This is a genomic window from Paenibacillus spongiae (assembly GCF_024734895.1).
GTDB lineage: Bacteria > Bacillota > Bacilli > Paenibacillales > Paenibacillaceae > Paenibacillus_Z > Paenibacillus_Z spongiae.
In genome coordinates this window covers 4,009,392-4,023,398 of sequence record NZ_CP091430.1, presented here as the reverse complement: position 1 = coordinate 4,023,398, position 14,007 = coordinate 4,009,392, and the positions used below count along the sequence as shown (strand labels likewise).

The following is a 14,007-nucleotide window of genomic DNA, read 5'->3' as shown; positions in this document are numbered from 1 at the left end:
AACAGACCACATCGGCACATAGCTACAGTTTCAATTGCCGCTGTTATTTTGATGCATGCTTAAATATATCCCGCCTTTTGCAGCAGTTTCTCGACCATTAGCGCAAGCTGTGCACGTGTGACCGAATCACCTGGCTTTAACTCGCCGCCAATGCCGTTCATGAAGCCCTGTGTAATACACTGTGCAACCGCCTCCCGCGACCAGCCGCGAACAACCGCCGCGTCGCTATAGCCGCTCAATGCTTCCTGAACCTGCGTTTCCGTCAGTGTCGTACTCAAACCCACAAGCGAGTCGGCTCTGGCTAGAATAACCATAGCCTCTTCACGAGTAATCGTCGCATTCGGACGAAACGTACCGTCGGCATATCCGGTAATAAGATCGTATTGATTAGCTGCGCCAAGCATCTCGGCATACCAGGAGCCCTCTGTCACATCAGAGAATCTTGCCCCTTGACTGTCCTTGTCATACAAAGCGAGCGCTTGTACGAGTATGGCGGAAAACTCAGCTCTCGTCGCCGTGCGGTTCGGCTCGTAATACCCGCCGCCGACCCCGCTCACAACGAACCGGTCAGCAAGCCGCTTAATTGCATCGGCTGCCCAATGGCCGTCAGTGTCCTTAAAGCCCACATTGGCATTGATTAATGCCAATGTGCCTTGCGTCAATCCGCGGATACGAAGCACTACAGTACCCTCGGTCGTCCGGAATAAAGTCGGAAGCGGCCTCAGTTCACCGCTTGGCAGCAATAGCACAGCCGTCGAGGAATGCTTGCCGGCCATTTCCTCCGGTTGATAGGTTATGTCTACATAGCTATTAATACCTGACTGGCTCACATGTTTTCCGTTCGACAATATATATATCTGAACGTGTATTGACGGTGCCGTCACCTTCGCCCCGATCCGTTCCGCCGCTCCCTTCAGCTCATCAGCTTTCGCCTGCTGCACTGCCGCCAACTCGATGCGGATAACGGCCGATGGGTCGGAAACCGCGGCGGCCGCTGAGACGATCGTTGCTGCAGGGACGGTAACCGATCGGCCGTCCAACTCCAGCGCTAATGCAAGACTCCGCTCGGCAAGCAGCTTGGCCATTGAAGCGTCAAGCTGCATGACGCCTGCATCCGGACCTGACCGGATGCGGATGACCAACTTACCGCCATCGTGTTGACCGAGCGAATGCTCCCATTGTTCACCCTTCAGCTCTACCGTCACCGTATTGCCTAGCTCCGTCTTCTCCTGCGTCAGCTGCAGCAGATGATCCAGCTTCTCGGCGCCGACGACAGCCGCCAGATTGTCATTACCGGCAGGCTGCTCCGGCAGCCAAGGCTGCCATGGCTGCCCTGGTTGTTCCGACTGTTTGTTGATGATTGTGACGGTTGCGGGAGCGGAGTTATCCGTACCGTCGCTAACCCGATACGTAAACGTCACCGTGCCGATGTTCGCCGGTATATAGGAGAATGTACCAGCGGCCGAATCGAGCAGCGTCAGCTTGCCCGTCGCTGGTTGATCCACAATGCTATAGATGAGTGCAGCGTTCTCTTTGTCAGTCGCCTTCAACTGGCCGTTCACTTCGTTATTCGCTGTCGTGTTAAAGCTTAAATCTTCCGCAGTCGGAGGATCGTTCACCGCAGCGACGACAATCGTCGCCGTTGCGCTGCCGGAAGATGCCACGCCCGCCGCTTCCGCTGACCAGCTGAGCGTCGTTATTCCGTTCCAATCAGCGTCAGGCCGGAACGCCAGCCCCCCGGCATCAGCCAAACGAATGCTCTGTCCTGCGAGCACGGCAGCACCATTAAGCTCGAGCCGGCCGTTCCCCGGCAGCGTCCCGATCACAATGCGGTCGAGTACAGAGCCGTCATCGTTGGTGTAACCGAAGTCGGATGCAGTGAACGTATAAGGCGTGTCTTCGAATCCATTCAGTGTGCCGTCCAGCACGGTTGGAATCGAACGCAGCGTAATATCGTCCGACAAAGGGAGGCTTTCATTGCCGGCGGCATCCCGAACCTTGACTAATACCGTTATGTTGCCGTAACCGGACAACGTAACCGAAAGCTGGGAAGCGGCATGAGACCAAGCGCTCCAAGTCGCGCCGCCGTCGATCGAAATACTCGCCTCCACAACTCCGGATGCAGGCGCGGCTCCATCGTCAGCCGTTAAGGCGATTACTACCGCTGGATCCGTTGTCAAAAGTTCGCCGCCATTCAAGACGATGGATCCCACCGGGCGGGTCGTATCAAGCAGAATACCAGAACTATAGGCGGAAATATGACCTGCCGTATCTCGTAGCTGCAGATATACCGTCTTTGTGCCGTCGCCAGAAGCGAGCGTCCATGTCTTTGTTGCAGTGTATGGCTCCCAGCCGCTCCATAACGTGGCGTCGTTCGAGAAACGCAATTCGGCGCCAGTGTCATCCGAGCCAATACTTAGTGTTACGTTGTCCGTCTTCGCGTACAACGCGCCATTGTCGATCTCCAGCGTCCCGCTTGGCGCCGTCGTATCCAACGTGATGCTGTCATTCGCGTCTGATATGTTGCCGGCTGCGTCACGCAGTTGCAAGCGCACCATTTTCACACCGTCGCCGGCTGCCAACGTCCACCCTTTGGTCGCGCTATTAGACTCCCACCTGCTCCAACTCGTCCCGTCGTTCGAGAATCGCATCTCAGCAGCCGAATCGTCGGAGGTGACCGTCAATGTTACACTCGTGGATGTCGCGTATAGAGCGCCATTGTCGATCACCAGCGTCCCGCTTGGCGCAGTCGTATCCAACGTGATGCCATCGCTTGCAGCCGCTACGTTGCCCGCCGCGTCACGCAATTGCAGATATACCGTCTTCGTTCCGTCGCCGGCTGCCAGCGTCCATGCTTTCGTTGCATGATATGGCTCCCACCCGCTCCAGGTCAATCCGTCGTTCGAGAATTGCATCGTAGCGGCCGTTCCGTCAGGGTTGCCGATAGCTAGCCCGACATCCGTTGAAGTAGCGTAGGCGGCGCCGCTATTAATCGTCAGCGCGGCGTCAGGCGGAACCGTGTCCAGCGTAATGCTGTCCGACATATTCGAAACATTGCCGGCTTCATCACGAAGCTGCAAATACACCGTCTTCACACCGTCGCCGACCGACATCGTCCATGGTTTAGACAACGCAACCGTCTCCCACCCGCTCCAAACCGTCCCGTCATTGGAGAACCGCATCTGGGCAGTCGTTCCGTCCGTCGTGACGTCCAAAATAACGTTGGCGGAATTAGCGGCAGCCGCTCCCCCATTAATGGACAGCGCACCGACCGGGCTCGTATTGTCGTAGATGACGAATGAGCCGTCTGTCGTTGCGGAGAGAATCGGGCCAGGTGTGCCTTCCTCCGTATACACGGTGGCATACACCGGCAGCGTTCCTTCGTCGACGATGCCCGTTAGCTCCAGGCTAGCGCTCCAATTGGTGCCGCTTCCCGATACCGGCACCTCTACACCGCCAATTTTCAGAACAGGTACAGCAATCGGAACATCGGTCCGCAGCGCAACCGTAACCTCATCGCCGTTCTTCGCATAGACGGGATGTCCGCTATTGGAAGAAATCGTGAACGATTGGACGGATGGAGTCGCCCGTTGCAGCGTATACGTCGCATACGTATGATTTTTGCTTGGGGTCCAGCCATCATTAAAGGAGGCTAGCGACGCCCACAGAGCATTTGGCGGAATAAGCAAAGCATTCACAGCGGTCAGAACATCGGTTCCGTTAACGGAATAATGATAGACCGTATCACGAATCGGGACAGTCATAGTGCCTTCGATTTGAAAAGAAGATATCGTTGCCCAGGCAGCGGTTGGCGGAATGCTCATCGGGTCGTTTGTTTGACTGATTTGGCCGAAATTGCTGTACGTATACGTTTCGTTCCAGCTATCGCGAAACCAGCCGGTATCATAATAATTGGAAGGCGTGACCCAATCGGCCGCCGCCGGCAGAGTAGCACTTTGCAGTACGACGCCGCCCAGACTGTACGTATACTGGGTGGCCCTGCCGGGGTAGACGTTGTTGGTCTCCGTTTCGTAGTTGGTCATGATTTGCCCTGCGTGAGCTGCGGCACTTACCGGAGCAGCAATTGTGACTGCCAACGCTCCAATCAGCGGCAGCAATAGCGTAACGGCCGCCAGCAAAGAGAAGATGCCTTTTCTATTTTTCATACTACTATTCCTTTCGTTACTGAGTTAATCCAAATAGAGCCCGATGACATTGCTATTACGATCTGTTATGCTATCGAACAACCGAATGAGCTTCGGTGAATGAAATCTTATTTGCCCCTATGCACAGGTCAGTTAATCTCATTCACAACTTCTCTCCCGTGTACTTTTCGAGAACTGCATACACGCCTTTTTTACGGGCACGTTTGACGATTACTCCAAAGAAACAACGTTGCAGCCAGAGTGGAATACCAACGATCAGTGTGTTTTGTAATGTTAAAATTAATGCGGTCTGGGCGAGTGATTTGGGGGTGCCTTTCTCATCTGTTAATCCATCGGCCATGAGCCCGTAATGAATGCGAACAGACTGCTCAAACTTGCTTGGCGGCGTTAATCGAACGCGGAATACAACAGGCTCATCATCATCGTTTGTAAATGTGTGAGGCGTTTTGATCGGGGCAATGCGACGATCTCCTGCTTCTAACACGTACTTTGTTTTGCCTAAGGTTACGGTGAGCTTACCAGAGATCACTTCAAACTCCTCTTCGAATCGATCATGAATATGTAAGGGTGGACCATCGCCATGTGGGGGTAGCGCGACTTCAATTAGTAAATATTCACCGTTCGTCTCCTTTGCTGTTTCTAAAAATGTAATTTGTTCACCTGTGACTTTATTCGTAACCATTGGTTCCATTCATGCTCGCTCCTTAGTGAATTGCCCATTCAGCTATTATAGATAAGAAAAGTCTGGACGAATAGTGACCGTTGTCATTAGTTTTGTCACATGACTAAATTGGTTTTTCTAGATATAATTCATAAATATGTAAGTAGACATGATGATGGACTGTAGTATTGGGGGTGCAACAAATCCATTGTTCCGCCTCAATTACTGGAGCAGATTATCATGATATATTCACATTTAGTTGTGATACGGTTCTCCGCGCTATCTGTAACGGCAAGTTTAAAGGCCATCCTTTGTGGGATGGCCTGCCCTATCAAATCTAAACAACTATGCTCAATAACCCACCGAATTCCTTAAAGTAAGAATATTTTCCTGAAGGAACGTTTGGTTTTTTTCAATTCCTCTGTTTTTACACCAAACAACTGCGCTGAAAGCATCGTAAATATCATAAAATGGCAGCACTCTTTCCAGAGCCAACATAGGTCGAATCGATTGATAACCTTCAATGAACGGTATCTTTGTTCTCGGATTGACTTCCCAAATAAATCGATTGACTTTTGTAAAATCTATTTCCGACGATCCGCCACGGGCACTCTCGAAATCAATAATGCCAGCAACCTCGTTACCATTCACCAATATATTACCTGGTCTAAAATCCAGGTGAACAATGCATGGTCCGTCAGGATCCGGTAAAGCAGAGAAAACTCCATCAAAGTGAAGAATACATCTTTCATACAATTTTGAGTCGAGAATCTCTTTGCATGGCTCTTTCCACTTTTCAAAATTACTTTTGATATGTAATCTCCAATTATTTTGGTCAAGTAACTTAAAACCATCGGTTACAAGGTAACCATACCCAGGAGTTTTAACCTCATGGAGCATAGCATGATACACGCCAATTTGATAAGAGAGTTTCTCATCAATGTCTCCCGTACAAGGCATGCCTTGAATTGCTGAAAGAATCAATGCCCCGGTAGTACTTTCATCCCCGTACCAAATATCCAGTACCTTAGGAACAGGTATGATACCCTTTAATGTTTCTAGCATCTGAAATTCACGGAATAGTTTATCCTTGTTAAATGGAATTTTTACATAAACGTTTTCTCCGCTAGCAAGAGTAAGTTTGTATACATCTGAACTAAATGACTCTGGAACATCTTCTATATTCGAGACGTTCAACTTTAGCTTTTCTATAACGTTAAGAATGGAACTCATATGGTACCTCCTGTTTTAGATAGTAAGTGATAATTCGATTCGTTTCTCCGAAAACCGAATCAACCCCAAAATCTTGCATATATCATATACTTGACCCCTTTTTGTTTCCCGAAGCGTTAAGTGCTATAAATTTTACTAGCGATTTCAGCCAGTTTTTTTATATTTTCAAGGTCCATATTATCCAATTCATACTCTTGAGCTGTTTTTTCAAAATAACCCCAATCATTGTTTGCACCAATCAGTTGGATCTCTTTAATCAATTCCGAAAATACATCAATACCCTCGATTTCAATATATAATTTTGCTAACTCCGTAAAACCTTCCTCATTTTGTTGTTTGTTCGTAGTTTTTAAGCAAAAAATAAAGTGTTCAAAATAATTTTCTGGATATTTTTCCACCATTAATGCACTCTCCAACCCAATAATTTTGTTTGTTGAACAATCGTTCCCCGTTAAATCAAACCTAGTTGTTTATAGAAAAATACAGATCGTGATCGTCCAAACTATAAGTGCGAAAATTTATCCACTCCAGAAAACTTCCGCAGTATAAGGTGCCTAAAACGGGCATAAAGTAAATTCCAATAAATAAGAATATCATCATTAATAGCACCTTGTTTCCTTTATATTATCAAACAACTGCTGCCGCGGTTAAGGAGGTATGTTGTTGTGAACTTGCGTCCTTAAATAAAAAAAGTCGCAACTACGCGACTTTTAAGGAAAGTATGTTCTTGTCATAAATTATTTCCGACAAATCTACCAGTTGCCCCGTTTCCTGAAGCTGTAACCGTGGAAATCTCGATCCCGGGCTCGTATTGGCCCCAATACGGATCCCCTTCCGCTTCCCCGCCCGAAGCCGAGCACTTGGTGGACCGCCTGAATTGGCGGACTCTTCCCCGCTGCTGCTGCAAGCGGAAACAATAAGCATCACTGAAAGGACCAGAACAGCTACAAATTAACCTCTTTTGACCATCGCTGTTTTCTCTTCTATTTATATAAACCGGGCGCGATTCGTTGCATGGCTCAAGCCTCTTTCTCGAGTACGAGTACCCAGTCTTGGAATGCGGTTGTGGCGCCGGAGCGCCACTCACCTTGCTCGTTCGGAACGACCTTGCCCAAATCATGGTCTTCACCCGAGATAGGGTCGTAATAATACGCCCGATAACGGGAATCCTGCTCGATCTGCTTAACCAACACTCCCCCCCACAGCAAGCCTTCCAGGAACGGCAGGAAAATAAGCCTTACCTCGCCCGGAATTCCCGCTGCGTACGAGGCGACGAAACGATGATCATCCGCATGCTGTTCCACCCACTCCGGATGAGATTCGAATTTCCACCAGCGGTATCGTTCGAGCAATTTTTTTCCAAGCCCCACATGTAGAGAACCCGGCAACCGGTAAGCTTCATTCCATGGAAGATTGCCCCAGCTTTTGCCGTAAGGGGAGCGACCATAAGGCTCATCCGTACCATTGATCTGCCAAATTCCGTTGGCTCCGTAAGTATGTCCGCAAGTTCCGCTTAACACGCTTGACCAGAAGAAAAACCGCTGAATATCGTGATAGCTGCTTCCGCCGATTCCTTCGTAACAGACTTCCGCAATGATGGCGGGCAACCGCGGCTTTCTGGCGACAGAATTCCGAATCGTTGTAATGGTATTGGGAATGCTTGTAAAGCTGCTGTGCCCCGTTTGCAGCATGTCTAGATCGAGCAGCGACGGATCGTCCACCTCTTTATGACCGTATTGTGTGGAATGGATAGTGATCATACGGCCATATGGATCGCGTTCTTTGACATAACGGGTAACTTCCGTCCATCCTCGGCGGGTTGCGACCTCGTATTCAGCCATTTTCTCCTTATTGCCTAAATTCGGATTTTGATAGAACGGCATGGACGCTTCTCCTGCGATGCACCAGACGACCGGAAGAGCCCCGTAACGTGCAATCAGGTAATCCCAATGCCTCTTCATGGCCGCTTCACCGGCGAAATCGAGGTAAAATCCCCAACTCCCCACCAAACATGGCATTAAACCGTCTTCCACCAAAGCCGCTATTCTTTCGTCCGCTTTCTGGAAATACGCCGGGTTGACCTCCGTAAAATCACTGTTCCAGGGGAAGCCGGCCTCATTAGCTCCGCGCTCGTCGAATGGATGCATATCCGGGTACAAGCCTGCCACGATCTGGATAACCGAAAACCCTTTGTTTACACGGTCGGACGCCATCTCTTTGTACTCTTCCGGCCACTTTATCCGTTTAGTTAAGCTCATCCACCACGTATCCGCCAACCAGAAAAAAGGCTTGCCGTCTTCATGCTCGAGATATCGGTTATCGCCGCTTTTTCTGACGGGACCATGACGGTACAGAGGATTGCTGCCGGTATAAGGCGTAATGTCCATTCGTCCTTCCTGCCCATGCAGGTCAGGGTTGGAAGCGTCTGAACATATCGTCCGATAACGGAACGATCCCGTTCGGGCGGATGAATACCTGATCTTCCACGATTGTCCTCCGTCCCAAAACCCGGGCACCGTTCTCGAACCGCCCTCTTCCTCGACGATCATGCTGATCTGAACGTGGCGGTAAGGGTTTTCATACGTTTTCTTGGAGACAAACGCCAGTTCAATCACCTGATTTTGTGCAATTTTCATGTTATCCTCTCCCTTCATTGTTTCCTGCAATGAATCATTTGTTCAACTTTACTTGATTTTGTTTCGCTCATAGGCTGTTAACGTCACCGGACCGATCAAGCCGGAAGGCGCAGGAACATCTCTGCGAAAATGATCCTCCGTAAAATAGGGACCAAGAGTGTTTGTCACCGTTACGCGAAGGTGATTCACTTGATGCTTCAAGAGTTCTGGCGGCAGCTCCCAACGATAGGGAGGACATATTCTCGGTATCAGGTTCTGTCCATTTATTTCGATATTAGCGATTTCACCCGCTTCCCCGAGGTCTATCCGATATCGAAGCTCCGTGGATTCGATCGAAAAAGAAGCCTCGTATACGACGCTGCCGCTGAATGTCTCCATTCCACTGATTCCATGCCAATTGCCTAAGCCACGAATAGACTCCGTTGCAGGATTCCTCGCCTGTTGTAACGGACTACCGATAGCTGTGACGCTCCAATTATCCACGGATCGAGCCGCGTGAGGCTTAACGATATAGATGTTCTCATCCTCTCCCCGAACGACTTCATGCCACTCGCTCGGCAGAACGTCTTTCGTCGTCAAATGGAATCCACCCTCTTCATCGCCCGGCTTGAAGACGATGAAATAAGCCTCGTACGGGCCCAAACGAACAGGTACGCGGACCCGTGCTTCAGTCCGATCATAGAGCGGCAGTTTCTCAATCTTTCCATCCATCGGCGTCCAACGTTCGGGAACACCGCTTACAGGGAATCCGACAAGATCTTCGAACATTTCATCGACGCTCTCATTGTTCAGGAAAAAGATATCGAGACCGTCCTTCCGATAATGGCAAAAGCGCAGTTCAGGGAAAGATATCGTCGTTTCAATGCCGGGCCTCAATGTCTCTGATAACAGTCCAGCTAGTTGTTGAAGCTCGACGGTCGTACCATTCTCGAAAGCGTGATCAATGGAGACAACTTTGCCTCCTGAGGCGATAAACGCTTGCAGTCGGTTCAAGACGCGCAGCGGTAACGTGTGTATTCTCGGCAAAATGACCATATTAAACCGTTCGTTGCGAATGCGCAAAGAATCATCTTCCAGCACACAACGCTGGGTGTCCATCAGTAAATCCATCGACAGGATATCGAAGTCATACTGATTTTGCATCAATGTTTTGCATACGCCGTCAAGTGCGTCTTGATCTCCCGCCCAATGCGATTCTGCAGGGTAAAGAACGGCGATCGACGCAACGTGATTGGCATCCCGCAGCATAAGACAGGACCGATTCGCGTAATCTCCCCATTGTCTAAAATAAGGCCATTGCGGGTTATTGCCGCCAGCATAAAAATGAGGCGGGCAGTCCGGGTCAGGAAAAATCGGGGAAAAGGCATGGGGCACATACCAGTTTGTGCCGCGAGCCGTCATCCAGTCGGTTAGCCATTTCATCTCCCGCAGCCCGATATCCCAGCCGTAAGCTCCGAAATTCTCGCACATAACAAGACTGGTGCCCACTTCCAGATGAGCAGCGGACTGCGCCAACTTGGCCAGCGTATAGTGGAAGAAGTCGGGATATGGCCCATCGCGATAAGTTTTGAATTGCGGGAAATATTCCTCATAAGGGGATTGCTTCTGCTCCGAATCGAGCTGTCGCAGCACGAAATCGTAACCGCCCATGTCGAAGTGTTTCGTCGTGCGGAAGAAATGACCGACTCCGTATCCATGATGCATGTGTGCGTGATTGTCCTCGACGATATGGCCGATGAATTGTACGCCGTTCAAGTGACACCATTGCTGAATGCGTCTGAAGAAATTATTGGAGAAAAGCTGCGTGATATGGTCCATGAAATCGACTCGGATCTCGGACGTCTTCTCGCCGGAATCAAACCACAGCGATTCAATCAAGTCTATGAGATCGTAGCCTTTCGACTCCATGAAGGTGTCCCGCAATACACGCGACCAAGGAAAACAAGGGGTGTCTTCACCGAATAGAACATCGTAAGAGCCAAAATTTTCAAAGCTTGTTTCATCTCCGAAGAAGCCTTTGATGGTCGTCCCCCAATATTCCGGAAACTGACGTTTTGTCCGTTCATAAGTCAGCTCAATGAAGCAATCCGTCACTTCTGGACATAGGTAATCAACCATCTTGTCGAACATCCGTCCATTCCATGAGGGCTTGATGCCAATGACATGAATCGTCCATTGTTCAGGATCCTCACTTGCTAAATGCCACTTATTCGTGGATGCCTCCAGCGCCTTCAGATCCGGCAGTACAAACCTTTCGCCTGAAATGTCCTTGACGCAGATAACCTTTAAAATGTCATCGTATTCGAAATCAGTCGTCTCCACTGCGCCTTGATCGCTGCTCCAGAGGATCGTGTCCTTCGTCAATACTTGCATCCGATAGTCCGGCATCTTTTCCAGAACTTTGCCCCCGGCAATACCGGATGGGTAATATTCCTCGTCGAACATCCAAACGTCCATGCCGCGTCTTCGAGCTTCGTCCAGACAAATTTCAACGTCGCGCCACCACCCTTCGCCCAGGTAGTCGTTATGCGGTCGCGACTCAATAATGAATCCGCCGCATCCAGCGTCGTCCATCGCCTTGACCTCACGGCGAAGCACTTCCTCCGTTTCCCGAGGGTCCCCGTGCAGCCATAAGAGCGGGAACATGCTCCGGGGAGGATTCGCAGATGTAAATTGTTGACGTAACAAATCAGGTAACTTCATAAAATAAGCCTCCTAATCGATTGCTTAAACCGATTGTATCAATCGATGAGCAATATTTAGGAGGCTGCATCTATCACGATAGGTGGACGATTTGATCATTTCTGTCTGAGAAAATGATGGCGATACTGCTTCGGACTGAACCCTTCATATTGGCGGAATAGACGGCTGAAGTATTTACTGTCCTCGTAACCGCATGCGTATGCGACATCCTGAACCGGAAGCTTTGTGCTAAGCAGCAACTGCGCTCCCTTCTCCATCCGAAGCATTGTGAAATATTCAAGGGGAGTGCTGCCCGTCTGCTCCTTGAACAATCGATGAAAATGCGGTGCGCTGAAAAATACGGTCTCCTGCCACTCATTCAGAATACTGTCAGAAACAAAGTTTTGCCTTACGACAGCATGCATCTTCAAAATATACTTCGTAATATCTGAACGATCTTTCGGTTTTCCCTTCTTCTTCCTAGCGGTCAACAAGGAGCAGTTGATGCTTCCGTCATGAATTTGTTTGGATAAAGTGAGCAGCAGTTGCAAAAAGCTAGATTGCAGCTCAAGCTTGCGGAACGGACGGTCATCGCGAAACGCTTCAACGACCTGCCGCATCAACAACATGATATCCTCGCCTGCGCCATCGATCCGCACCATGTTCGGCACCCATAGTGAGTTTAGCGCAGTCACTTCTCGGGAAACTTCATCAAGAAGAATCGGGCCCTCCTCATCTCCGATAATGTGAATAGTATCCTCTTCCGAATACGGTTCCCAATCGAAATGCACGGCCCAATGGGCATGTCCAAGCGATGCGTCGGGATCGTCCTTAAACGAATGGAGAATACCCGGTGGGATGATCAGCAGCGATTGCTCCTTATACGGAAATGAGCCTATCTCCGTAAACAACGTACCGCAGCCTTTATCGATAAGTATGATTTCGTGATCGCGAATGTAACGCGAAGGCACCTTCAACAAGTCTTCCGTATAATGAGCAAATCGAATATGGGGCCTGATTTCACGAAATTGCGCAAGTTGCATAAAGGTCAGCATCGTCATTCTCCTAATTCTTATACTTTTTACGATATTCCCCCGGAGAAAGCACAGTTTTTTTCTTGAATTGTTTTGAAAAAACGGAGGTTTTCGAAGGCATCATCTTGTGATATGTAAGCAATCTTATCGTCCGTACCGGCAGACGCCTCTCGCGCTGCTTGAATACGAAGGCTGAGGTAAGACTGCTCCATATCCGGTTCAATTATAATCCATCTCCAGTCCCGATTTCATGGTACGCCCCTCTATTGTAACGATGTTCCCTCGTTCCATCTACCACATAAGCCAACTCAAAGAATTCATGCGAATCTATTTCGACGATTTCACCGGGTAATATAACATAGACATGGATAGCATCTTTCCTTAATAATTTCTCATTGACCTACCCATGCTTACGATAGGCTTAGCCGAAGGCGGAGATGCAGAGGAGTTTTTTGAAAGCTGCCGCGGCGATCTAGGAGTTCGGGGGATAGGAGCTACAGATACGGTGGCCTGGCCGGTTCAACGGTTAATCAGAGGATTCATAAGCCGGCGTAACCGTGTTAACTTGGACTGCGTTTTTATGGAGCTCTAAGACTTCGATAACTTCTGCTTTCGCCACTTTTTTGGGTCCTTCCATGAAATACCCAATTACACCAACCTTAATTCGATTCAAATGTGCTTTTTGCCTCATTTCGGGGACAAGAATCCACATCCGTGCGGTTCCTTCAATCGGTATTGGGGTGCCGTCAGTTAGAATTACATTTCCCTGCTCATCCTCAAACTCTGGATGTATGCAATAAAGACCATCTCGTGTGTCATCTTCATCATAAGTGAAGTCAGAGCGATAACCTTGAAGTACGGGCTTTTTCCTACCACCTTCTTCTTGAGAATAAAACCTGTATTTAACTCTGAAATCAGCTGGATGGTTCCTTCTATCTTAATAGGGTTTCCACATAATAAACTACCTCCAGGTAATAGCATCTTTTGCCCAAATAGCTCGTTGATATCCATATTTTAGCATATATTTATTGAAAATAACTGCTCGTTTGCGCAACAAAGGCACCAGTCATCCCGCGGAGCCTCGTGGTATAATTATTGAACTATCATTATCCGTTAGAATTTCTGTATAACGAATAATTTAGTTTTTGCACAAAAACGAGCGCCTCGGTACGATGGGGTTACGTCAAGGGTCAATGCCCTAATAAAGCCCATCATCGGTTTGAGCAGATCGAGCAGGAGCTTCATCACATCCTGGAGCGTATTCCTTATGCTCTGAGGCGAGCTCCGGGAAATGGCTTGGAAGAATGGTACTCAGCAAGCGCGGCCGTCTTCGTCTAAGGCGCTTCCTCTATCTCATGACGATGTGCATGGTCATGACCAATCCGGATGTGAAAGCCCTTCACAACCACAATGTGGTTCCGGGCTGGCGGCACAGGCTATGCCGCCGGATGGCAAGGAGCCGGGCGTCACATCTACACACTATGTTGTTCGGTTTTTCTCCGTCTACTTCATTCACAATAACATTCAATGATTTCGCCTCCTTCATACCTTGAATCACTTGTCCTATGTTTTGGGATAATAAGGTCTTATCTTAT

7 protein-coding genes and 1 pseudogene are annotated in these 14,007 nt (G+C 49.1%); 1 reads left to right on the top strand and 7 read right to left on the bottom strand.

Annotated elements, in window-relative coordinates:
• Positions 1-59: 59 nt before the first annotated feature.
• The 7 genes from L1F29_RS18335 to L1F29_RS18305 form a co-directional block, all read right to left on the bottom strand.
• Positions 60-4,166 carry an S-layer homology domain-containing protein gene (locus tag L1F29_RS18335; protein ID WP_258383504.1) on the bottom strand — a complete coding sequence of 1,369 codons (4,107 nt, stop codon included), beginning with the start codon at positions 4,164-4,166 and terminating at the stop codon, positions 60-62.
• A 142-nt stretch (positions 4,167-4,308) separates the two neighbouring features.
• Complete coding sequence (locus L1F29_RS18330; protein WP_258383503.1) at positions 4,309-4,857, bottom strand: cupin domain-containing protein; 549 nt, start codon at positions 4,855-4,857, stop codon at positions 4,309-4,311.
• A gap of 321 nt (positions 4,858-5,178) precedes the next feature.
• Positions 5,179-6,060: a phosphotransferase family protein gene (locus L1F29_RS18325; protein ID WP_258383502.1), complete on the bottom strand. Its 882-nt coding sequence runs from the start codon at positions 6,058-6,060 to the stop codon at positions 5,179-5,181.
• A gap of 116 nt (positions 6,061-6,176) precedes the next feature.
• Complete coding sequence (locus L1F29_RS18320; protein ID WP_258383501.1) at positions 6,177-6,461, bottom strand: hypothetical protein; 285 nt, start codon at positions 6,459-6,461, stop codon at positions 6,177-6,179.
• A 618-nt stretch (positions 6,462-7,079) separates the two neighbouring features.
• Positions 7,080-8,696 carry a glycoside hydrolase family 140 protein gene (locus tag L1F29_RS18315; protein WP_258383500.1) on the bottom strand — a complete coding sequence of 539 codons (1,617 nt, stop codon included), beginning with the start codon at positions 8,694-8,696 and terminating at the stop codon, positions 7,080-7,082.
• A gap of 48 nt (positions 8,697-8,744) precedes the next feature.
• Positions 8,745-11,399 carry a glycosyl hydrolase gene (locus tag L1F29_RS18310; protein WP_258383499.1) on the bottom strand — a complete coding sequence of 885 codons (2,655 nt, stop codon included), beginning with the start codon at positions 11,397-11,399 and terminating at the stop codon, positions 8,745-8,747.
• Between the two features lie 95 nt (positions 11,400-11,494).
• On the bottom strand, positions 11,495-12,433 hold the full coding sequence (locus L1F29_RS18305) for a helix-turn-helix transcriptional regulator (RefSeq protein WP_258383498.1): 939 nt from the start codon (positions 12,431-12,433) through the stop codon (positions 11,495-11,497).
• Positions 12,434-13,683: 1,250 nt separating this feature from the next.
• Here L1F29_RS18305 and L1F29_RS34600 point away from each other — a divergent pair.
• A pseudogene (locus L1F29_RS34600) lies at positions 13,684-13,827 on the top strand (transposase); the annotation flags it as partial.
• Positions 13,828-14,007: the final 180 nt, after the last annotated feature.